General features: G+C 68.9%; 17 protein-coding genes and 6 pseudogenes. 12 read left to right on the top strand and 11 right to left on the bottom strand.

Features of this window, described 5'->3' with window-relative positions:
- From ACIP64_RS41255 to ACIP64_RS41235, 5 genes and pseudogenes are all read left to right on the top strand, one after another.
- Positions 1–213: hypothetical protein (locus tag ACIP64_RS41255; RefSeq protein WP_401597962.1), on the top strand; the 213-nt coding region annotated here is incomplete at its 5' end.
- A 211-nt stretch (positions 214–424) separates the two neighbouring features.
- On the top strand, positions 425–1,045 hold the full coding sequence (locus ACIP64_RS41250; RefSeq protein WP_401597960.1) for a hypothetical protein: 621 nt from the start codon (positions 425–427) through the stop codon (positions 1,043–1,045).
- A gap of 240 nt (positions 1,046–1,285) precedes the next feature.
- Positions 1,286–2,185 (top strand): universal stress protein, encoded by a 900-nt coding sequence (locus ACIP64_RS41245; RefSeq protein WP_401597957.1) that lies wholly within the window; start codon positions 1,286–1,288, stop codon positions 2,183–2,185.
- Positions 2,186–2,240: 55 nt separating this feature from the next.
- Positions 2,241–3,121 (top strand): annotated as a pseudogene (locus ACIP64_RS41240) (universal stress protein).
- A 142-nt stretch (positions 3,122–3,263) separates the two neighbouring features.
- Positions 3,264–5,663, top strand: coding sequence for a glycoside hydrolase family 65 protein (locus ACIP64_RS41235; protein ID WP_401597954.1), 2,400 nt, complete (start codon positions 3,264–3,266; stop codon positions 5,661–5,663).
- Between the two features lie 63 nt (positions 5,664–5,726).
- Here the strand turns inward: ACIP64_RS41235 and ACIP64_RS41230 are convergent, their stop codons facing one another.
- A complete protein-coding gene (locus tag ACIP64_RS41230) occupies positions 5,727–5,936 on the bottom strand; it encodes a dsRBD fold-containing protein (protein ID WP_401597952.1) in 210 nt (69 codons plus the stop codon).
- A gap of 283 nt (positions 5,937–6,219) precedes the next feature.
- Here ACIP64_RS41230 and ACIP64_RS41225 point away from each other — a divergent pair.
- Positions 6,220–6,531 (top strand): annotated as a pseudogene (locus tag ACIP64_RS41225) (ISL3 family transposase); the annotation flags it as partial.
- A 264-nt stretch (positions 6,532–6,795) separates the two neighbouring features.
- Positions 6,796–8,343 carry a Na+/H+ antiporter gene (locus tag ACIP64_RS41220; RefSeq protein ID WP_401597949.1) on the top strand — a complete coding sequence of 516 codons (1,548 nt, stop codon included), beginning with the start codon at positions 6,796–6,798 and terminating at the stop codon, positions 8,341–8,343.
- A gap of 541 nt (positions 8,344–8,884) precedes the next feature.
- On the opposite strand, the gene ACIP64_RS41215 is transcribed toward ACIP64_RS41220, so the two are convergent.
- Positions 8,885–9,529, bottom strand: a complete 645-nt coding sequence (locus ACIP64_RS41215) for a hypothetical protein (RefSeq protein WP_401597946.1) — start codon at positions 9,527–9,529, stop codon at positions 8,885–8,887.
- A 472-nt stretch (positions 9,530–10,001) separates the two neighbouring features.
- Here ACIP64_RS41215 and ACIP64_RS41210 point away from each other — a divergent pair, with 472 nt between their 5' ends.
- On the top strand, positions 10,002–10,352 hold the full coding sequence (locus tag ACIP64_RS41210) for a DUF6233 domain-containing protein (RefSeq protein WP_401597943.1): 351 nt from the start codon (positions 10,002–10,004) through the stop codon (positions 10,350–10,352).
- Between the two features lie 18 nt (positions 10,353–10,370).
- Here ACIP64_RS41210 and ACIP64_RS41205 read toward each other — a convergent pair whose 3' ends face one another.
- Positions 10,371–10,736, bottom strand: coding sequence for a hypothetical protein (locus ACIP64_RS41205; protein ID WP_401597940.1), 366 nt, complete (start codon positions 10,734–10,736; stop codon positions 10,371–10,373).
- Between the two features lie 122 nt (positions 10,737–10,858).
- Here ACIP64_RS41205 and ACIP64_RS41200 point away from each other — a divergent pair.
- Positions 10,859–10,999: pseudogene (locus ACIP64_RS41200) on the top strand (flavin reductase family protein); the annotation flags it as partial.
- 191 nt (positions 11,000–11,190) lie between these two features.
- A pseudogene (locus ACIP64_RS41195) lies at positions 11,191–11,875 on the top strand (5-methyltetrahydropteroyltriglutamate--homocysteine S-methyltransferase); the annotation flags it as partial.
- Positions 11,876–12,169: 294 nt separating this feature from the next.
- Here the strand turns inward: ACIP64_RS41195 and ACIP64_RS41190 are convergent.
- The 7 genes from ACIP64_RS41190 to ACIP64_RS41160 all read right to left on the bottom strand — a co-directional run bounded on the left by ACIP64_RS41190 (position 12,170) and on the right by ACIP64_RS41160 (position 18,837).
- Positions 12,170–12,349 carry a transposase gene (locus ACIP64_RS41190; protein ID WP_401597964.1) on the bottom strand — a complete coding sequence of 60 codons (180 nt, stop codon included), beginning with the start codon at positions 12,347–12,349 and terminating at the stop codon, positions 12,170–12,172.
- A gap of 134 nt (positions 12,350–12,483) precedes the next feature.
- The gene (locus tag ACIP64_RS41185) at positions 12,484–13,494 is read right to left on the bottom strand and encodes a hypothetical protein (protein WP_401597937.1); all 1,011 of its coding nucleotides are present in this window, start codon (positions 13,492–13,494) and stop codon (positions 12,484–12,486) included.
- Positions 13,495–13,890: 396 nt separating this feature from the next.
- Positions 13,891–14,460 (bottom strand): hypothetical protein, encoded by a 570-nt coding sequence (locus ACIP64_RS41180; protein WP_401597934.1) that lies wholly within the window; start codon positions 14,458–14,460, stop codon positions 13,891–13,893.
- A gap of 510 nt (positions 14,461–14,970) precedes the next feature.
- Positions 14,971–16,062: a zinc-binding dehydrogenase gene (locus ACIP64_RS41175; RefSeq protein ID WP_401597932.1), complete on the bottom strand. Its 1,092-nt coding sequence runs from the start codon at positions 16,060–16,062 to the stop codon at positions 14,971–14,973.
- Positions 16,063–16,203: 141 nt separating this feature from the next.
- Positions 16,204–16,953 (bottom strand): SDR family NAD(P)-dependent oxidoreductase, encoded by a 750-nt coding sequence (locus tag ACIP64_RS41170; RefSeq protein WP_401597930.1) that lies wholly within the window; start codon positions 16,951–16,953, stop codon positions 16,204–16,206.
- A 98-nt stretch (positions 16,954–17,051) separates the two neighbouring features.
- A complete protein-coding gene (wrbA, locus tag ACIP64_RS41165; RefSeq protein WP_401597927.1) occupies positions 17,052–17,672 on the bottom strand; it encodes an NAD(P)H:quinone oxidoreductase in 621 nt (206 codons plus the stop codon).
- A 250-nt stretch (positions 17,673–17,922) separates the two neighbouring features.
- Positions 17,923–18,837: a Mu transposase domain-containing protein gene (locus tag ACIP64_RS41160; RefSeq protein WP_401597924.1), complete on the bottom strand. Its 915-nt coding sequence runs from the start codon at positions 18,835–18,837 to the stop codon at positions 17,923–17,925.
- Between the two features lie 157 nt (positions 18,838–18,994).
- Between ACIP64_RS41160 and ACIP64_RS41155 the strand changes: the two are divergent.
- Both ACIP64_RS41155 and ACIP64_RS41150 read left to right on the top strand, forming a co-directional pair.
- Positions 18,995–19,156 (top strand): annotated as a pseudogene (locus tag ACIP64_RS41155) (IS30 family transposase); the annotation flags it as partial.
- A 90-nt stretch (positions 19,157–19,246) separates the two neighbouring features.
- Positions 19,247–19,783 carry a hypothetical protein gene (locus ACIP64_RS41150; protein ID WP_401597921.1) on the top strand — a complete coding sequence of 179 codons (537 nt, stop codon included), beginning with the start codon at positions 19,247–19,249 and terminating at the stop codon, positions 19,781–19,783.
- Positions 19,784–20,408: 625 nt separating this feature from the next.
- On the opposite strand, the pseudogene ACIP64_RS41145 reads toward ACIP64_RS41150, so the two are convergent.
- Positions 20,409–20,691 (bottom strand): annotated as a pseudogene (locus ACIP64_RS41145) (transposase); the annotation flags it as partial.
- Between the last annotated feature and the right edge of the window lie 91 nt (positions 20,692–20,782).

Here is a 20,782-nt window from a genome sequence, read left to right as displayed (position 1 = left end):
GGCACCACCACGACCCCCTTCGACATGGTGGTCCGCAACGACCTCGACCGCTACCGCCTCGTCATGGACGTCATCGACCGCGTCCCCGGCCTCGCAGTGCGCGCCGCCGCCGTACGGCAGCAGATGGAGGACATACGGCTGCGGCACCACTCCTGGATCCGCGAGCACGGCACCGACCTCCCGGAGGTGACGGACTGGACGTGGACGGGATGAGCACACACGGCCCAAGGGCCGCTCCCCATGCGGGGGCGGCCCTTGGGCTTTCCGGCCACCGCCGCCCAACAAGCCCTCGCGGCAGGGCTGTTCGGCCCCCAGGGAATGGGCATTCGGCCCACGGCGGTGCGCCGCGTCCGGCGGGACAGTGAACACGCGACAAAGACGCCACCACCCACCGTTCGCGCACCGTCCCGAAGGGATCAGCATCATGGCCATCCAAGGACACCCCCACCGGCACACCGGGCCCCGCCTTCCGTCGCTGCGCAGGACCGGAGCCGCGCAGGCATCCGGCGAGGAGGCGACCACGGCCGTCGCGATCCGCGCGCACGTCTTCGCCGGCCTGCGTGTCCTGACCGGTTTCGTCTTCCTGTGGGCCTTCCTCGACAAGACCTTCGGCTTCGGCTACGCCACCGCGTCCGGCAGGGGCTGGATCGACGGCGGATCGCCCACCAAGGGATTCCTCAGCGGTGTGGCCGCCGGACCGATGCAGTCCACGTTCCACAGCTGGGCCGGCGCCGGCTGGGTGGACTGGCTGTTCATGCTCGGCCTGCTCGGCGTCGGTGCCGCCGTCATGAGCGGCGTGGCGCTGCGGCTCGCCGCCGTCGCCGGCACCGCCCTGGTGGCCATGATGTGGATCGCCGAATGGCCGCCCGCGAGGCACCTGGCCGACGGCTCGCCGAGCATGTCGACCAACCCGTTCGCCGACTACCACGTCATCTACGCCGTCGTGCTGATCGCACTGGCCGCCGTCTCCGCCGGCGCCACGTGGGGCCTGGGCCGGGTCTGGGCCCGTCTGCCTCTGGTCCGCGACCACGCCTGGCTGCGCTGAGCGCCTGTGCGAGACGCGTCAACCGGCCCGGGGACCTACGTCCCCGGGCCGCAGCGTCGACTGAGCCATCGGCGCGTACGGGGACGAGTGGCGGCTCGCGGCTGGGGCCTCCGATGCGCCGTATGGGCCGGTCGGTCCCGCAAGGGGACCTGCGGCCCATGCCGTCGTAGGAGCCGCAGGGCACGCTGGAGACAGTAGCCACGCCCGTCACGCCACTCTCTCCGTGAGGGGGTCATCGTCATGACGCGTCCCGTCATCGCCGGCCTGGACGGCTCGGCCGAGAGCCTGTCGGCCGCCGACTGGGCGGCCCGGGAAGCCTCCTCGCGGGGGCTTCCCTTGCGGTTGCTGCACGTCTGGGAGCGGCAGCCCTATGCTCAGGCGCCTCTGGGCGGGCCCGTGGCCATGCGTGCGTGGGCCGAGAGCGTGCCGAGGGAGGCGGCCGACGCCCTGCGCCGCCGGTACCCGCAACTGGAGATCAGCTCCGCGGACATTGCCGGACGGCCGGCTGCAGTCCTGTCGTCCGCGGCCGAGGACGCCGAGGTGCTGGCGCTCGGTTCACGTGGCCTCGGCGGCATCACCGGCTTCTTCGTGGGCTCCGTGGCCCTCGCGGTGATCGCCTCGGTACACCGCCCGGCCGTCCTGGTGAGATCAGGCGTGACCGCCGAGGACGAACACCTGCCCGACGCCGACGGGCTGGCCTCGGCCACCACCCCCTACCGTGACGTCGTTCTCGGCCTCGACCTGGACCGTCCGCACGAAGCCCTGTTCGGCTTCGCGTTCGACGCGGCCGCCCGGCGGGCCGCGCGCCTGCGGGTGATCTACGGGTGGACGCTGCACCCGTACGTGCACGGCACTGGCACGGTACTGCCCGACCTGATCGGAGAGGTCGCCTCAGAGTTCGACAGGGCGCTCACCGACGCCCTGCGGCCATGGCGGCTGAAGCATCCAGAGGTGGACGTCGATGCCCACCAAGCCGTCGGCCGGGCGGCCGACCACTTGGTGGACGCCTCCGCCGATGCCTGCATGGTCGTGGTCGGCCGCCACATCCGTCGCTCCACGGCCGGCAGCCACATCGGCCCGGTCACCCACGCGGTGATGCACCACAGCGCTGCCCCTGTCGCAGTGGTCCCGCACACGTGATCGTGTTCGGCCCCCCGCGCTGCGAAAACACTGACATCGAGAGGCGGTGGAGGCCATGACGTCTCCCCTGGTCGTGGGCACCGACGGTTCGGACACCGCTCTGGAAGCGGTCGACTGGGCCGCCGACGAGGCCGCCCTGCGCAGGCTGCCCCTGCGGATCGTGCACGCCTCGCTGTGGGAGCGATACGAGGGGAAGGCACCGTCCTTCGCTCTGCACCGCCCCGAGGAGCAGATCCTTGCCGAACACATGGTGAACTCCGCTCAGGAGCGGGCCCGTCTGCGCCGACCGGACCTGGAGGTCTCGGCCCAGGTCCTGGCCGAGGACGTGCCGTCCGCGCTGGTCCGCGAGGGAACCCATGCCACCGCGCTGTGGTGGGACATCGTGGCCGTGGCGGCATGGCCGGCCTGCTGCTCGGCTCCGTCGGACTGTCCCTCGCCGGACGCGCGACCTGTCCGGTCGTCGTGGTGAGGGGAGAGTGGCAGCGGCGGGACACCGGTGCCGGCCGGAAGTGGATCGCGCTCGGCGTCGGCCCGGACGACAACTCCTCGGCGGCCGTGGAGTTCGCCTTCCGCGAGGCCGAACTGCGTGGATGCGGCGTCAAGGCCGTGTACGCCTGGCGGATACCGGCCGGTGAGACGGCCGAATGGACCGGCTACGAGGACGAGGCCGTCAAGGCGCATCAGCGCCGCGCCGAAGATCACCTCGACGAGGCGCTGCGTGCGGCGGCGACCGCCCACCCCGCGGTCCGCTACCGCCGACACCCTGGCGAGGGCCATCCGCGCACAGTCCTTCTCGCGGCCCTCGACGACACTGATCTGCTCGTCGTTGGTGCCCGCCGCCGCCACAGCCCCTTCGGCCTCCAGCTCGGCCATGTCAACCACTCCATGCTGCACCACGCCCCCTGCCCGGTCGCCGTCGTCCCACAGCAGGACTGACCCGAGTGGCGCTCGGACCCGCCTCGCGGGCGCGGCAGGTCCCTGCGGGCGAGACTCGACCGCAGAGGCGGAGCGCCGCCGCGGCTCCGGCCGGGGGACCTCATGTGCCGGCCCGGCCCACCGGTTTCCGGGAGGGATGACGATGCGGGCATGGACGTGGTCGTACGAAGGCTACGACCCCGCGCAGGAACGGCTGCGCGAAGCCCTGTGCACACTGGGCAACGGCTACTTCGCCACCCGTGGTGCCGCCCCGGAATGCGCGGCGGGGCAGCACCACTACCCCGGCACCTACGTGGCCGGCTGCTACAACCGCCTCCATTCCACCATCGCGGGCCGGAAGGTCCGGAACGAGGACATGGTCAACCTGCCCAACTGGCTGCCCCTGCGCTTCCGGTTCCGCGACGGTGGGACGTGGTTCAGCCCCGACGACGGATCACTGCTCGACCACCGGCAGGACCTCGACCTCCGCCGCGCCACACTCACCAGGACGTTCAGGCTGCGTGATCCCCGCGGTCGGGTCCTGGCCGTCGAGCAGACGCGGCTGGTCCACATGCACGACCCGCACCTAGCCGCGTTGCGCACCGTCTTCACCGCCGACGGCGACTGGTCGGCCGACCTCGACGTCGAATCCGCACTCGACGGTGACGTCAGCAACGCGGGAGTCGCCCGCTACCGGGACCTGAACGGCCGTCACCTGACCCGGATGCACGCGGGGACGTCCGAACCGGACACGGTGTGGCTGAGATGCCGCACGACCTCGTCCGACATCCGCGTCGCCCTGGCCGCGCGCACCCGCGCCACGACCGTTCGGGAGACCATCCGCGCGCTGGAAGCGGGGGAGCGCACCGCGGTCCACCGGCTCACGGTCCCGGTGGCACCCGGCCGGCCGGCGGTCGTGGAGAAGACGGTGGCCCTGCACACCTCCCGTGACCCGGCGATCAGCGATCCGCTGCACGCCGCCCTCGACCGCGCGGACCGCGCGCCCGACTTCAGCGCCCTCCTGGCCACGCACACCGCCGCATGGGAGCAGCTGTGGCGCCGCGCCGCGCTGGACGTCCCCGGCGACGCCGGGCGCATCCTGCGGCTGCACGCCTTCCACGTCCTGCAGACCCTCTCACCGCACACCGCCGAACTGGACGTGGGTGTACCCGCGCGGGGGCTGCACGGAGAGGCCTACCGCGGCCATGTCTTCTGGGACGAGCTGTTCGTCCTGCCGTACCTCAACCTGCACTTCCCCGAAGTGTCGCGGGCACTGCTGGAGTACCGCCACCGTCGTCTCGACGAGGCGTGCCGAGCCGCCGCCCACGCAGGGCTGACCGGGGCGATGTACCCGTGGCAGAGCGGCAGCGACGGTCGCGAGGAGACCCAGACTCAACATCTCAACCCGCGCTCGGGACGATGGCTGCCGGACCACTCCCGCCTCCAGCACCACGTCGGCTCAGCCGTCGCCTACAACATCTGGCGCTACGGACAGGCCACCGGCGACACGGAGTTCCTGTACACCAAGGGTGCCGAGATGCTGCTCCAGATCGCCAGATTCTGGGCGGCCTCCGCCACCTGGGATCCGCAATGTGACGACTCCGGGCGGTACCGGATCCGCGGCGTCGTCGGCCCGGACGAGTACCACGACGCCTACCCCGGCTCCGCGACGCCCGGACTCGACGACAACACGTACACCAACGTGACCGCCGCCTGGGTGCTCGCCCGCGCCCTGGAACTCTGGCGCACCCTGCCCGCCCCGCGCCGCGACGAACTGCGCGAACGCACGGCCCTCGGCTCGGAGGAGACGCAGCGCTGGGATGACGTGTCGCGGAAGCTGTACGTCCCCCGGCACGCCGGTGTGATCAGCCAGTTCGCGGGCTACGGGGAACTGCGCGAACTGGACTGGGAGGGGTACCGACCGCGGTACGGGGACATCCGGCGCCTGGACCGGATCCTGGAGGCGGAGGGAGACTCGGTCGACCGCTACCAGGCATCCAAACAGGCCGACGTGCTCATGCTGGGCTACCTCTTCCCTCCCGCCGAACTCCGAGGCCTTTTCGACCGACTGGGATACCGCCTGGACGACAGCGACTGGCGCTCCACGCTCGACTACTACCTGCGGCGGACCAGCCACGGTTCGACCCTCAGCGGCGTGGTCCACGCCTGGGTACTGACCCGAGCCCATCGCGTCGACGCCTGGCCCTACGCCCAGGAAGCACTGCTGGGTGACATCACTGACGTCCAGGGCGGCACCACCGAGGAGGGCATCCATCTCGGCGCCATGGCCGGCACGCTCGATCTGGTCCAGCGCGGTCTGACCGGCATGGAGCCCCGCGAGGACGCCCTGTGGCTCGACCCGGTGCCACTGCCGCAGTTGTCGCGCTTCGGTTTCACCATCCGCTACCGCGGCCACTGGGGAGTCGGGGTGCACGTCGAGGCTCGTCACGTCGGGATCGTCGTCCCCGTCTCCGAATCGGCGCCCGTCCGGGTCCGCGTCGCTGGCCGGACCTGGTCGGTCCCACCGGGGCGCTCCCGTCTGATCGAGCTGCCGAGCCGCTGATGCCGCGCCGCCCGCAGGGCCACGGGTGACAAAGGGGTGGCCGCTGGCGGCGTACCGAGCCAGCTAGTCGCCGTCGGGCGTCCCCCGATGGGACTTCCATCCGGGGGAGCCGGCCCGTTCGTCATCGACGGCGGTGGCCTGCAACCGAAGAGCCAGGTCCTCCAGCGCCTGGCCCGCGGCGAGTTCATCACCGATCTCGGGAACGGAGTCCGCGGACGTGCGCCGCGCCACGCCCGTACCGGTGACGTTCGAGCTGTAACGGGTGGTCAGCACAGCTCATGCGTGCGTCCGATCACCGTGCTGGGTGATGTAGACCTGAACGCTCCACAGTTTGGCTTCCATTGCGATGACTCTTGTGCTGCTGGTTGGCGGACATTGACCGGTGGCCCGTCCCTACTCGCCTTGAGACGGGCAGTCGAGGTTGACGAGGACGACCTTCCTGCGCAGCCTCGCGCAGTCCCGGGCTCAAACCCGCTCCGCCGTAGCAGCCGGGATCGTGAGAAGTCGCCGATCCCCGAGGTCCGGCAGGAGTGACACCGCCGTCTTCCAGCCCCATGTGCGGCTGGTATTTCCGGGTTTGTCTCCGCTGCTCTTGGAGGATGTGGCCGACGAAGGTGACCGGATTGTGGTGCCGGCCCGGACGCCGCCAGACATCGCGGTCTGCAAGGTAAGCGGGGCCTCGTCGGGAGGGGTGCACGGCTATCACCGGGGGACGGTGGCCGACGTTCCGGTCGACGGGCGCCGGGTGGTGGTCCGTGTGCGGGTTCGGCGTCTGGTGTGCCCCACTCGAGGCTGCCGCCACACCTTCCGAGAACAGGAGTACGGGGTGCTGGAGCAATACCAGCGACCCACAGCCCGTCTGACCCAGGCGGGTCAAGGCGCGCGGCGATGTTGGCCAGGACCTCGAACATCAGCCTGTACAGCTCGCGTTCGGCCAGGCCGCTGATTTCCATCAAAGTCAGGGTGTCCACGGGCACGGTACGACGGGTTGCCCAGGGCCGGTCCATGAACGAGTCCCGCTAGCGTCGCGATAAAATGTCGTCTAGGTGTGCCGGGAAGCCTGGTCGGCTCGGGGAATGACTGCAGCGTCTGGCGGCGGCGACCCCGGTCGTCGTGATGGGGTTTTTCGCAGATGCGCGCCGTGGGGATTGTTCTCTTCCTGGTGGTTCTGGCCACTGTTGTTGCCACCTTTGCCCGGCACTGGCGCGTGCCCGCGCCCTCGTTGCTGGTCCTGGCGGGGCTGGGAGTGGCGCTGATACCGGGTGTGCCGGCGTTGCAGGTGCCGCCGCAGGCAATCGCGCTGGTCGTCCTCCCGCCACTGCTGTACGCCTCTGCCGAGGAGCTGTCGCTGCGCGACCTGCGCGCGGTGTGGAAACCGGTCACGATCCTCGCTTTTGGCTTGGTCTTCGTCTCGGCAGCGGCGGTCGGCTTCGTGGCGGTCGCGGTGACGGGGCTGCCGCCGGTGATCGCGTTCGTTCTCGGTGCCGTGCTGGCCAGCACCGACCCTGTGGCCGTCACCACGCTCGGTCGACGCCTGGCCCTGCCTGGCCGCGTGCAGGTCCTGGTACAGGCGGAGAGCCTGTTCAACGACGCCACCTCACTGGTCCTGTTCAAGGTGGCCATTGGTATCGCCGTGGCCACGGGCGGAGCGGTGAGCCTGCCTGCGGCCGGCGGTGAATTCCTGCTGCTCGCAGGAGGCGGCAGCGTGATCGGTGCCGCCGTCGCCGGGCTGGTGTGGCTGATCCGCCGACGCACCATCGACCCGGTACTGGAAGCCGTGATCGCGCTGGTGACCCCGTACGCCGCCTATGTGCTGGCGGAGTTCGCGCACACTTCCGGAGTCACCTCGGTCGTCGTCGCCGGCGTCCTGCTCGGCCGCTCCGGCCACCGCCTCACCGACGCCCGGATCCGCCTGCAGCTCCACGCCGTATATGCGGTAGTGGTGTTCCTCCTGGAGAGCGTGGTCTTCAGCATCGTCGGTCTGGAGCTGCCCTCACTGGTGCGGGAGCTGCCCGCAGGCAGCGGTTGGTGGCCGCTTCAGGCTCTGGCGTTGGCCGCCGTGCTGATCACGGTCCGCGTATTGTCGATGCTCCCGCTGACTCGCGTGGTCAAGCCCAGCCGCGGTCGCCAGTCCTGGCGCGTGGCCGCCGTGGTGTCCTGGGCCGGGACCCGCGGGGTGATGCCATTGGCCGCCGCCTTGTCGATCCCGATTGTCTCGGACCGTGGCACCGCGCTGGACGGCCGCCCACTGCTGTTGGTGCTGACCACCGCGGTCGTGGTGTTCACCCTGGTCGTCCAAGGCCTGAGCCTGGCATCTGTGGTCAACCGCTCCGGGCTGGCCTTGGAGCCCGAGCACACCACCCGCGAGGAAGCCGAAGCCCGCGACACCCTCAACCGCGCCGCGCTGGTCCACGTCGACGAGCTCGCCACCCTGGAAGTGATGCCCGAGACCGTCATCGACCGGGTCCGCAGAGGACTCAGCGCCCGCCTGGAGCAGAGCACCGACGGCACAGATGGCAGCACCCTGGACGCCGCCTACCGCCGACTGCGGCTGTCGGTGATCACGGTCCAGAGCATGGAACTGCACCGCCTCTATGACGAACACCGGATCAGCGACATCACCCGGCGCCGCCTCCAGCACGACCTCGACCGAGAGGAAGCCGCATTCGGCAGCCACTGAGCGCGTGTCCCAGCATGCGGTAGTGAACCTGTCTGGCTGCGTGGGAGCGCCTCCGGCGGCGCAACGCGCTGGGCTGCGTCCACCCTGGACAGCTCGCCCCGCCCCTGGCTTGCTATCGGGCGGCCCCTCCGCTGCGGCGCCCTATCGCAGGTCAGCAGCCAGGGGGGTGGGGAATCGAGGCGAGCAGTGCCTTCCACGGCCGAGCGTCGGGTGGGGAGTTCGAGCCCGATCAAATGGCCACTTGGCGCCAGCAGGCCGCTCACTGCGCTACGGAGGGGCCGGGCCGGGCTCCTTGTGCGGAGTCCTGGCCCGGCCGTTCATACCTGCCAGCGCATGCTGAGCGCGTCGGGTTCGGCCCGCCCGTTGTCCGGTCTATTTCCTGCTCTGGCGGCGGGCGATGTCCTCGACAGAGAACCGGGTCCGGCGACGGAGGGACCGGTGGTGGTCGCCAGACGAGCGGGCTTCGGATGCCCATGGCCGGCGGTAGGCGCGAAGGCCAGCTGGTGGGCTGGCTTCACGATGGTCCGGCGTGCCGGCTGGCTTATCCGAAGAGTTGGAGGCGCGTTTTGACGCCGTCGGCTTCGAAGTCGTAGATGTTGCGGTTGATGCGCAGTCCGTCGATGGCGCCGATCCACATGTGGTCGCGACCCTTGCCGACGGCGACGGTGAGGATGGTCGGCGGTGCGATGCCGCCGGTGAAGGAGGCCTTCAGCTGGGTGAAGGTGCACGGGGTGGTCTGGGTGCAGGAGGTCTCGTTGCCGGTGAGGAACCAGGTGCCACTGGTGGTGGCGTCCAGGTAGGGGCTCCAGCGGTCAACCACCGCGACGGCGGGCGGGGTCCACACCATGGTGGAGTAGTTGTCGCCGGTGGTCATGTTCGGGTCGATCTCGAACCTGATGTTCGGCATGTTGGTCGGGCCGCCGTAGCCGACGTTCTCGCTGGTCTGGAAGACGTGGAAGCCGACCTTGGTCAGGCCCAGTACGGGGTTGCCGTAGAAGTCGCGCTCGTTGCCGAAGTCGACCTTCTCACTGGGGGGAGCCAGCGTGGTGGAGTTGTTCGCGACCTCGATGCCCAGGCTGCCGGTGCCGTAGGGCGGCCGCGCGGCGGATGCCGGTACGCCGAAGGAGCCGACCGGCCCGCTCCGCAGGATCGCAACGGGGGATCCGATCGTGTTACGGGTGATCACACCCCAGTTGTCTGCGAAGAGATCTCTCCCATCTGCGACAGCAGAGGCCGGTCCCGAGACCGTCGACGCCGCTATCGCGGCCAGGGCTATGACCGCGAGCGCGCCTCGGCGCACGCCAAATCGAGCGTTCACTGGTGTTCCTTTCGCGGGGAGGCCGACCGTCGGCCGTTGGCACATGCCAGGTGCATAGCACTCCGACGAATACGCACAGTCACCATATATGCCACTCCGTCACCGCGCCCGTCGGGGCACTCATCAGAGGGCCCTTGCAGTAGGTCCCTGCCACCGGCAGCCCTCGGAGCGGGGCCGCCCTCGTTGCTCTGGGTCGCCCCGGTACGTAGCGCTCATGTCGGGAGGTGGAAGTTGATCGCCGGGTACTTGCTCCCAGGGACGGAGCCCCCGTCATAAGTCCCTGCTCAGGGAGCACCGGCCTGGCTGGCCGGGCACGCCTACCGAACGTAATGTCGAACGCATGAGCTACCTCCCTCCGGATCTGGATCGGCTGCGGGTCACCCGCCTGTACCTGCAGTTGCAACTCGATGGGGTTGACGCACGGATCCGCGAGATCGAAGGGCTGCGACCGCCTGTCGACCCTCCGGTCGTGTCACGGCGTTCGCACCCGATCGCTGAGGACTCGGCCGGCTGGCGCCTGCAGCATGTCCCGGACGACAAGAGCGGCTCTATCAGGGCAATACTCCATCGCGGAGACTGCCCGGATGCGGCCGGACGCTTGCTCTCTCAGAACGAAGTCAGGATCGCCCTGGCGATGCCTGACATCACACCCTGCCCCTGCGGTCATCCCGAGCGTGGCGGCCCTCATTGAAGGCAGTTCGCCGCGTGGTCAGGTCCGTTCGCCCGGTGCCTGCCGGCAGGAGCGGGGCGGCCCCGCCGCGCGGGCAATGAACTTGCCGGGGTATGCGAGCGGAGCCGCACTTCCACCGTGCACCCTCTTGAACGCCGAGGTGTCGTTCTCCTTGTAGATCTTGGCGAACGGTCCCCAGCGCAGCCGTGCCCGAGTGTCCTCGGCGTCTTCCTCCCGGCGGTCGACTCCGGCTTCGGTGCCGAAACGGTCGGAGGAGACCAGCGGATAGGCAGCCGGCCGTTGGGGGAGGTACGCGGCCAGCTCGTCGGTGACGTTCGGGGTGACGCGGTCGCCGCGTGCCTGCGGCGGAATGAGCATGTCGTCCCACTCGTACGGCGTGGACATGGGGTGATCGACGCCGGTGACTCGTGTCCTCCGATACCCGGCCCTTTCGTCGGAGCCTGGCGTTCGGCCGGGGCGGAGAGGGCCGCCACGATCCGCGTCCCTCAAGGGGGATACTGACGCCCATGCGAATCGACTTCGATCCCGAGGCCATGGGCCGCACCCCGTTCTACAAGCTCCTGACCTCGGTGGTCGTGCCGCGGCCCATCGCGTGGGTGTCGACCCTGAGCGAGGCGGGAACGGCGAACCTCGCCCCTGCGAAGTTCTGAGGAAAGCGGTAGCGGTCCCGGAGCACGTTAGCCCTGGTCAGCGGGTACTGCAAGATGGAAGTTCCAAGAGCATAGAGGGCGGTTCGCTGCTCGGTGTGCAGCGCCCAATACCGGTCGCTGTACGACCAGTGCCACCACTCCGTCCTGTAGTTGATTAGCCCGCGGCCGACAGCGCCCGGCCCAAGGGCCTCGTGCACGGTGAGGCCGAACGCAACGACATGGTCCAGTACTTCGCCGAGCGGCTCACCGGCTACCTCGCCACCCAGCACGGCTGGGTGCAGTCCTACGGCACGCGCTACGTCCGCCCGCCGGTCCTCGCCGGGGACGCATGCTCACCGGGCCGGTCACCATGCCCGCCTGGTCCTTCGTCCGCGACGACCAGCCCCTCGCCGACACCGCGCGCCAAGTCGCCCTGTCCCTGCGCGACGAGGTCGGCGACCTGGAGCGCGCGGGAACGCCGGTCGGCCAAGTCGACGAGTGCGCCCTGCGCGAGACCCTGCCACTACGGACCCAGATCCATACCCACATGTGCTGCGCCGAGTTCGGTGACATCGTGACGGCGATCGACGACCTCGATGCCGACGTCATCAGCCTGGAGGCCGCCCGCTCCCACATGCAGGCCGCCCGCGAACTCGCCGCCCACGGCTACCCCGTGAGGCGGGACCAGGCGTCTACGACATCCACTCGCCCCGCGTCCCGGGCGTGGACGAGGCGGCCGCCCTGCTCCGCACCGGCCTGAGGGCCATCCCCGCAGAACGCCTGTGGGTCAACCCCGACTGCGGCCTGAAGACCCGCGGCTGGCCCGAGATCCGCGCTTCCCTGGAAAACCTGGTCGCAGCAGCTCGAACCGTCCGTAGCGAGCTGCCGTCCGCGTCCCCGGGTCGTGGCGATCGAATGGCTCGACCCGCTGTGGCCCGCGGGCCGCTGGGTGCCGGAGCAGATCAGCTGCGCCGGGGGCGAGGCCCTGCTGGCCGCGCTTGGCGAGCACACCAAGCCCATGGCCTGGGACGCGGTACGCGCGGCAGGCCCCGATGTCGTGCTGGTCCTGCCGTGCGGCTTCGCACCCGAGCGGACACTGCGCGAACGGGAAGCCCTCACGGCGTTGCCGGCCTGGTCGGAACTGCCCGCGGTCCGGTCGGACCAGGTCTGGGTCCTGGAAGGGCCTGCTTACGTCAACTGTCCCGGCCCGCGCGCGTTGCCAGCGGCGGAACAGGTCGTACACCCGGCCCACGGGCCGTACTGCCCGGGCACGTCTCGCCAGGGGATGCTGGTGCGGACCCGGAGCTGTATGCCGTCGATCAGCTGCCGCCGGGTCCATGTCGCCGGTCGACCGGCCTTCTTGCGCATCGGCAGCAGCGGCTCCAGCACAGCCCACTGCTCGTCCGGCAGGTCTCCACGCGCCACGAACCGGCTTGCGTGCTGGCCTGAGGGGCGGACGGGGCCGGCTCCCGTGGGGAGCCGGCCCGGCGCGAGGGAGGGGGTCAGCCGAGGATCGCGGCGGCCTGGACCTGGCCGATGGCCGTTTCCTGCCACAGGGCGCTGTCCCAGGTGGACGTCATTCGGGTGATTAGGCCGTTGGTGCCCAGTTCGAGCGCGGTCGCTCCCAGTGGCAGTGGGGTGCGACCAATCCATTCGAAGGCACCGCCCTGGGCGCTGCCGACAGTGTGTCGCAGGGTTACGTTCCGACCGTACGGGAGGGTCGTCAGGGTGTGGCTGAGGAACTCCTCGGCCCGACCCCGGCCGATCACCTGGGTGTGGAGGGCCATGTCCTCGAGAAGGACGTCCGGGTCCAGAAGCAAGGCCGTCTTGGCGGCGTCTCCGGCTGTCAGTGCGGCCACCAGTTTGCTGACTACCCTCCGGAGAGCCGGAGCGGCGGTCTGGCCGACCGTGTTCTCCCCGAAGTCGGTGGGGAACTGGTCGACGGGGACGCGCATGTCGGCGACGCCCTTGACGGTGAGGGAGCGTCCGTCCCAGTGGTCGACCCAGCGGACGACCTTGCCATGGTGGAAGTTGATGGTGCCGATTGCGCGCAGTTCGCGGCCGAACAGCTCAGGGGAGTCGGTGAAGAAGACCACGGCGCTGTTGTCGTCGCCGACGATGCGGGTCGGGTAGGCCATGGCGGAGTCGGGCCAGGTCGGAATGAGCTGGGCGAAAAGGTCGTACAGGTGCTGCCAGTCGGGGAAGGCCCAGCCGACGGTGGCGTCGGTGTAGACGATCGACTTGCGTGAGAAGTGCGCCATCAGGCGGTCGACGTCGGTTCCCGACTTGGCCTCGAAGTAGGACGTGAAGAAGTCTGCCAGCCAGGGTGTGGCACGGCTGACGTCGACGTCATGTCCCATCACCTTGATCGTGCGGGGAGGCCGGTAGGCGGTCTTGGGCGTCGCGGCGGCAGAGCCGACGCCGATGCCCGTCATGGCCGTGGCGGCCAGCATCCCGCCGAGCAGCGTTCGGCGGCTCGGACTGGCGGGGCCGTCAGACGAGGAGAGCTTCATCGATTACTCCAGTGATGATCCTTGCGGCGGGGCTGCCGTCGGCTCCGAAGGCCGGTGCGGATGGTGAAGCTGTCGCCGCCGTAGTGGTTCTGAGTGCGACGTTAGTAGAAAGTGCGTACGCAAGCAATATGTGCGGGTGCATTGGCTTGTGCGCACCCTCTATGTCGCGGTGGTCCCGCTGAGCGATCACACGCAGTCCCTTTGGTCGGTGAGATATCCGGTTTGTCCTATGCGGCTGGGATTCGCCCGCAGGGAAAGTTCCGTGGCGGCCATGCAGCGAGATGGGCAGAGGATTGGGCCCGCCGGGGCCGGCCCTCGGCCCGAGTGGTTGTCCGCCCGTGGACCGCCGCATCGCCCCGGCCCTGCCCAGGTCCGCGCGAACTTCGTACGGCGACCTCACGCGCTCAGAAAGGCAGTACCAGCATGGAATTCGGGCACCGTCTCGGTCGGCGACCTGACCCGCGCCTGTCGGTTGCGGTGTCCGGCGACGCGGAGCGCGTTGATCGCCAGATTGGGCAAGGTGGCCATGTTCTCGGGCCCGTTGCCGGTGTGGATCTTGGAGGCGTTCTCGCCGAAGGTGGTGTAGCGAACGAAGTGGAGTCGGTTCTCGATGGTCTGCTGTGGCCGGGCAAGCCGACCGAGCCTCTGGGGCGAGGCTTGTTGCGAGATCAGGTCCGTGATCGCGTAGATGGCCTGTCGGCTGCACCTGCCGGTCTTGAGGTCGGTGCGGTGACGCAGGATGCGCACGGCCTGGGCGGCATGGGGGAAGTCCAGGCCGAAGCCGGTGACGGTCAAGGCCCTGGTCACGCGGGTCTCCTTGCGCCTAAGCCAGGTCTCGCGGTCGTAGCGCCGTGCGGTGACTTCCTTCCACGGCAGCGACCGGAGCGTGCTGTGCGGCCCGGGCTGGTCGGTCTTGACCACCAACAGGTAGTGTGCCTTCTTCGCCTCCACCAGGAATCGCACCATGGCCCCGCTGAGTGTGCAGAGCGTCGGCCGTGACCGTGACCTCGACTGACCGTACATGTCATGCCGCCAGCGTCCAGGACCGCGACGACCCCCGACAGTTGCTGCTGCGGACCGGACTCGGCCACGCCACCGTGCGGAATATCTGGGGCGATCAGGCTTCGCCGACCGCCTCGTGGACTGGGCCGCCGCCTTGCAACGCACCCTGGAGATCGTCCGCAAGGAGCCGGGCTGGCGAGGCTTCCAGGTCCAGCCCAAGCGGTGAGCCGTCGAGCGAGCCGCCGCTACCGCGTCCCGCGTCTCCTCAGTGCTGCGTGCACCAAGGGAAAGTCCGTTGGCAATTCGCCCGGATGCCCTGGTGTGTACAGCCCCCGCCACCTCAATCGTGCGCGGGATGACGACAACGGGACTCCTGGAATCGACGACCACCCTGCTCGACACAACTTGATCCACCAGGAGTCCCGTTACTGCCCATGGCCGAAGATCTCTGATGCAACGGCGTTGAGCGGGCTACTACGGCACGATCACGGCCTTGAGCGGCTCGCCGCGTCCCACAGAGTCCAACGCGTCCTGCGCCTGATCGAGCGAGAAGCGGTGGGTGACCATTTCGGCCAGCGGGAACCGCTGGTGGCACATCCGGGTGATCCGGATCGTGTTGTACATGTGCCGCGGCGTGGTGTAGGCCGAGCCGATGACGCTGATGTTGCGGTTGTTGAGGTAGCGCGGCTCGACCGGCGAGGTGCCCGGCGCGGACCACAGACCGAGGATGACGTACGTACCGTTGGTGGCGACAAGCGGGAGACCCTCGGTGAACGCCGGGACCCTGCCGGCGGCCTCGATGATGACGTCCGCACCACGGCCGTCCGTGATCTCCATAACTGCGGCGGCCCGATCTTGCTCGGTCGTCTTCGTCACGTCGATGACGGTGGTGGCTCCGAGTTTCTCAGCCATCTCGAGCCGATTGGCCGGTGCGCCGAGGACCGTGACGCTCCCCGCGCCGGCGAGGTGTGCCAGAAGCGTGGCGGCCAGGCCGACGGGGCCGGAGCCCTGCACGATGACGTCCTGCCCGTACTGGATGCCGCCCAGCCGGTCCAGGGCGTGCAGCGCCGTGGGCATGGCGCAACCGAAGGCGATGAGGGCCTCGGCCGGGACGTCCCGCGGGATCTTGAAGAACGTCATACCGTCCGGCAGCCAGGCGTACTCCGTGTAGGTACCCACTGGCGGCTTGTCCCCGTGCTGATGCAACTGGTACGTGACCAGGTTGGGGCACATGGACACGTCTTCCAGGACGGTGCAGTAGTAGCAGCGGTAGCACGGCAGCGCGGGCTGCCAGTACACGAGGTCTCCCACCGCGACGGGCTCTCCGGCGTAGTCCGTGGCGACCTCGGAGCCGAGCTCCTCGATACGGCCGATGGCCTCGTGCCCGAGGACCATCGGGTTGGGCAGAGTGATATCGCCGGACTGGAGGTGATGGTCCGTGCCGCACACACCGGACATCTCGACCGAGACGATGACGTCACGGCTGGATGCGGACGGGGTGGGGCGCTCCCAGATCTCCAGGGGAGAACCGGGCTTTACCAGCACGGCGCGCTTCACATTGCGCATGATCCGCGACTCCTTTTTCTCTCTGCGGGTGTCGGGGCCAGGTCGTCCGGCGGCGTCGCCGGACGACCTGGGCCGGGGTGAGACGTTTTCGCGCAGCCTTCATCGACCCCGGAGGAGCTGATCGGCGGGCTGGCGGATGGTTTATCGGGCGTAGCCGCCGTCGGCCATGATGGTCTGGCCGGTGACGAAGGCGGCGTCGTCGCTGGTGAGGAAGGCGATGGTGCCGGTGAGGTCTTCGGGCAGGCCGTTTCGCTTGATGGCCTGGGCCTGGGCGGCGGCGTCGCGGGCTTCCTGAGGGTGAGCCTGCTGGCTGCCGGGGGTGATGGTGAGGGTGGGGCCGACGGCGTTGACGGTGATGCCGAACGGGGCGAGGTCGTTGGCCAGGCCGCGGCTGAAGCCGATGTTGCCCATCTTGCTGGCCATGTAGTGGGAGATGCCGGGAACGTTGGTGACGATGGAGTTGGAGGTCAGGTTGACGATGCGGCCCCAGCCCCCCTTCTTCATGGTCTGCAGTACGGCCTTGACCATGAGGAACTGCGAGTCGAGGTTGACGGCGATGACGCGCTTCCACGTGTCGTAGTCGAGGTCTTCGATGTCGCGGAAGGGGAAGATGCCGGCGTTGTTGACCAGGATGTCGGCGCGCCCGAGTCGGTCGGCGACCTCCTTGCCCACGGCCGCGGTCTCCTGCGGGTTCGACACGTCGGCGGTGAGGCCGAGTGCGTTGTGTCCCTTGCCGGCGAGCAGGGCGACGGTTTCGTCAGGGCTGTCGAGGTCGACGGCAACGACGGTCGCGCCGCGCGTGCCCAGGTCGAGCGCGATGGCCTGACCGATGCCGCGCCCGGCGCCGGTGACGACGGCCACACGGCCAGCGTGGGTCTGCGGAACTGACATGTCAGAAACTCCTTTGTTTTGCACTGATTGATCCTGGGTCCCGCACGTGTCGAGCGGTGCCCGAGGCTTCTGGATTTCCGGGCTCGACGCTGGGGCTGTTACGCCGCGCGGCCGGCCTTGAAGATCCTGGCAACGGTGGCAATGCGCTTGCCCTGGTAGGTGCCGGAGGCGCGGGCGGTGCTGTCGACGGGGATCTCACCTGTGGCGCCGGTCACGTGGGAGGTGCCATAGGGGTTGCCGTCGGTGAACTTGACCGGGTCGGTGAAGCCGGGGGGAACGATGAATCCGCCGAAGTGGTGGATGGAGTTGTAGAGCGCCAGCAGGGTGGACTCCTGGCCGCCGTGCAGCTGCGCGGTGGAGGTGAAGCCGCTGTAGACCTTGTCCGCCAGCAGGCCCTGGGACCACAGGCCGCCGAGGGTGTCCAGGAACTGCTTGAGCTGGCTGGCGACGTTGCCGAAGCGAGTAGGGGTGCCGAAGATGACAGCGTCGGCCCACTTGATGTCGTCCGGCGTGGCCACCGGAATGTGCTCGGTCGCTGCGGCGTGGTCGGCCCACGGCTTGACGCCTGCGACCACTTCCTTGGGCGCGAGCTCGGCCACACGCAGCAGCCGTACGTTGGCTCCAGCCTCGGCCGCACCGGCGGCAATGGTCTCCGCCAGCTGGTAAATGGTGCCGGTGGACGAGTAGTAGATGACGGCAACATTCGGCGTGTGGGGCATGATGTGATCCATTTCAGTGCGGAACGCCTGAGCCCGGAGGCCTCGGCGCGTGGAGGAGGAGATCAAGTCGATCAACGGTCTGATGCAGCGCTGCCGAGGCATGCGCGCCGCCTCGCGCTGTTGGTGCCTGCGCAAGCAATTACACCCTAAGCGAGGACGCTCGCATATCGGAAAAGTGACCTAGTCCCTAAGTCGTAGGCGCTGGCCATGGCAGCCTCGGCTCCGAGTGAACAGGTCTCCTGCAGCGAGATCACCGACAGTGGATCTTGACTGTCCAGGCAAGGACTTTCCGGTGGGACGCCGGCCTGTGCAGCTGAGAGGAGTTCCGGAAGGCGCCATCGCGTGCGCTGAACCCCTGATGTGTGGCGGTGGCCGCAGAGCTCGGCCGCGCACATGGGCCCGCAAGGGTGTCGCTGGATACTTCCGTCGGACTCCTTTTTGTGACCTTGTACGCGGACACCAGCGCCCGCTGTTCGACCTCGATGCCCAGGTCGTCCATGGCCAAAGCCGTGGACAGCGCGGTGGTGGTGCGGACCGGTGGCCGGGCCTGGTCGCGCAGGTGTCGTGCCGCGACGGCGTGCTCGGGGTTGGTGATGGTCTGGTGTCGGGACCAGCAGCGGCCGTGGCGAGCGACCACGTCATTGCCGCAGGTCACGACGATGCTCTCGGTGTCGCTCCGAACGGTGATCCGGTGCCTGATCGCGCGGGGGTGGACGGAGTAGTCGCATGTGTCGACGCGGATGTAGTGGTCGCGGCCGAGCCGGATGGTGCGCGGCCACCAGTTCGGCGGGGCGACCGGCGGCAGGGCGAGCATCGCCGACCGATCCGCTTCCCAGCGGTCGACCGGGTGGGCGTCGATCCTGCGGGGCCGTTGCCGGTTGGCGACCTGCAGCCAGGCCGTGAGCTGACCGTTGAAGTCGCCCGGGCCGGTGAAGACGCGGTCGGGCAGGAAGCTGGTCCCCAGATAGCCGTTCGCCCGCCCGACCAGGCCTTTCGCCTCGGGATCACGCGGCCGACAGAAGTGGATCCGGATCGCGAGATCATATTGCTTGCGTACGCACACCCCATTAATCTCTCGGTCCAGGACCCCATGTGGCGCAAGAGGGACTTCACCGCCCGCCCCGGCCTTCGGAGCCGACGGCCGCTTCGCCGTGGGGACGATCACTGGAGTGAGGTGCGAAAAGACTGACAGTCGTAGGCGTCGGCAATGGTTCCGATCAAGGGTGCGATGCCGGCTTTGGCCAGGCGCTCCGTGAACGCGATCGAGGTGTATCGAGCGGATTCAACCGGCCGCCGCAACACCTTGATCAAGGGGGGAAGGAATGGGTGTCTTGGAGCGTCACAAGCGGGTGCGCGCATATCGCGGGCAGATTCCGTCGCCGGGCCGGCCTACGACCTGGCGTGAGGACAGGGCGAGGTTCTGATCGGCGATTGCCCGCGGCGTCAAGACCGAGGACGCGTGTGTGGAGGCGCGTGTGTCCGCCGCGCAGTGAACCGCCAACGGGACGTGCATGATACCCATGGGCGCGACGCCTTCGGCACGTACAGCGTCAGGACAGGGGAAGGGGGCGAGGATGAGAGTAAACACAACCCTCATCAGGTATGACGACGGTGGCATAGAGGGCACGGCCCAGATGCTCGAGGAACAGATGCAACGGCTGGAGGCTCAGAAGCGGGGGCTCGATCGGGAGTTGGCGGCAGTCGCCGCACACCTTCAGTCCGTGCGCGGAGCCCTCGATATTTTGCGAAAACTGACTTCGGTTGTATGCCTCACCGGCGATGCGACAGAACAACAGAGCCAGAGCGACGTGGCGGCTGCGTCGTCGGCGTCGCTCCCCATCGACGTCGTTGAGGGGGCGGAAGAACTGAGGCCGCTATCGGCCGGGTCTGGTGTGTCCGGCATGGGCGGCTACGGCCGGCTGACCGAGCAGATCCTTGAGTATCTGTCCACCCTGGGCGATGCCGAGGTCAGGGCGCGCGATGTTGCCGCAGCCCTCGGTCGGGACGCTACAGCAGGCAGTATCAACGCTGTACGTAGCACGTTGGACCGGTTGGTTGGCAACTCACGCGCCGTGCGTGCGGGCCGCGGCCTCTACCGGGCTGCGCCCTGAGCCCTGCGGGCACCGCATCGGGCTCCGCCTCCTTGAAGATGTGTTGTGGCAGCGGTTCGTGGGTCTCATCCCAGGGAGTGGCCGAGTACCACGTCGACGTCCTTGTCGTTTCCGATCTCGACGCTGATCGTGGTCGCCACCTGCGGGAAGCCGCAGGGTGGTGGGCTGACGCCTGAACGGCAGGCGTTTCGCGAGCGGATCCGGATGGAGGCCGCGGGGCACGTGGCCGCGGGCGCCTCCAACGCGGAGGTCGCCAAGGGAGTCTGGCGACCTCCCGGGGAAGCGAGTCCTCGTGACCGGAGCCTCGGGCACCGTAGGTCGGTTCGCCGTCCAGCTCGCGGCAGGCGCCGGCGCCCACGTTGTGGCCCAAGCCCGTCGGACCAGAGGTCTCGCTGACCTGGGCGCCCACGAGGTGCTCTCTAACCTCGACGGGGTGGAAGGCGTCGACGTCGCGATCCACAACGTAGGAGGCCCCTACCTGGCGCACGCCTGGTCCGCGCTCCGTGACGGCGGCGTTGTGAAGAACATCGGCTGGACCGCCGGAATGCCCAGCCGAACTTCGCTGGCGCAGACAATGATTCCCAATGGAGTTCGTCAAGGGCGTCGGTGACGCTTGGTGATCACGTCACATCGCTGTGAGTCCGCGTTGGGGTGGCTCGGTGGTGAGGGTGCGCTGGTCTCGGATGAGGGCCCAGAGCACGTCAAGGCGGCGTCGGGCGAGGGCGAGCACGGCTTGCTGTGGGTTTTCCCCTCGCTTCGTTTGCGCCGGTAGAAGGCCTGGGACGTGGGGCAGCAACGGGCGGCGACCTGGGCGGAGAGGTAGAACACGCGCAGGAGACGGCGGTGGTAGCGGTGCGGCGGCGCATATTGCCGCTGATGCGTCCCGAGTCTTTGGGCACGGGTGCTAGGGTCCGTCTTCAAAGATCATCGGGTGGTGGATCATGGTGGGGTGATACGTCGCCATGAACTCACCGACCGGGAGTGGGAGTTGCTCGCTCC

Source organism: Streptomyces sp. NPDC088733 (assembly GCF_044751185.1).
Lineage (GTDB): Bacteria > Actinomycetota > Actinomycetes > Streptomycetales > Streptomycetaceae > Actinacidiphila.
This window is presented reverse-complemented; position numbering and strand designations above follow the sequence as displayed.

What these genes read in the sequence shown, in the direction of transcription:
- ACIP64_RS41250 (WP_401597960.1), top strand. Translation starts at nt 425, where the DNA reads ATGGCCATCCAAGGACACCCCCACCGGCACACCGGGCCCCGCCTTCCG.
- ACIP64_RS41245 (WP_401597957.1), top strand. Translation starts at nt 1,286, where the DNA reads ATGACGCGTCCCGTCATCGCCGGCCTGGACGGCTCGGCCGAGAGCCTG.
- ACIP64_RS41235 (WP_401597954.1), top strand. Translation starts at nt 3,264, where the DNA reads ATGCGGGCATGGACGTGGTCGTACGAAGGCTACGACCCCGCGCAGGAA.
- ACIP64_RS41220 (WP_401597949.1), top strand. Translation starts at nt 6,796, where the DNA reads ATGCGCGCCGTGGGGATTGTTCTCTTCCTGGTGGTTCTGGCCACTGTT.
- ACIP64_RS41210 (WP_401597943.1), top strand. Translation starts at nt 10,002, where the DNA reads ATGAGCTACCTCCCTCCGGATCTGGATCGGCTGCGGGTCACCCGCCTG.
- ACIP64_RS41205 (WP_401597940.1), bottom strand. Translation starts at nt 10,736, where the DNA reads ATGTCCACGCCGTACGAGTGGGACGACATGCTCATTCCGCCGCAGGCA.
- ACIP64_RS41190 (WP_401597964.1), bottom strand. Translation starts at nt 12,349, where the DNA reads ATGCGCAAGAAGGCCGGTCGACCGGCGACATGGACCCGGCGGCAGCTG.
- ACIP64_RS41185 (WP_401597937.1), bottom strand. Translation starts at nt 13,494, where the DNA reads ATGAAGCTCTCCTCGTCTGACGGCCCCGCCAGTCCGAGCCGCCGAACG.
- ACIP64_RS41180 (WP_401597934.1), bottom strand. Translation starts at nt 14,460, where the DNA reads ATGGTGCGATTCCTGGTGGAGGCGAAGAAGGCACACTACCTGTTGGTG.
- ACIP64_RS41175 (WP_401597932.1), bottom strand. Translation starts at nt 16,062, where the DNA reads ATGCGCAATGTGAAGCGCGCCGTGCTGGTAAAGCCCGGTTCTCCCCTG.
- ACIP64_RS41170 (WP_401597930.1), bottom strand. Translation starts at nt 16,953, where the DNA reads ATGTCAGTTCCGCAGACCCACGCTGGCCGTGTGGCCGTCGTCACCGGC.
- wrbA (WP_401597927.1), bottom strand. Translation starts at nt 17,672, where the DNA reads ATGCCCCACACGCCGAATGTTGCCGTCATCTACTACTCGTCCACCGGC.
- ACIP64_RS41150 (WP_401597921.1), top strand. Translation starts at nt 19,247, where the DNA reads ATGAGAGTAAACACAACCCTCATCAGGTATGACGACGGTGGCATAGAG.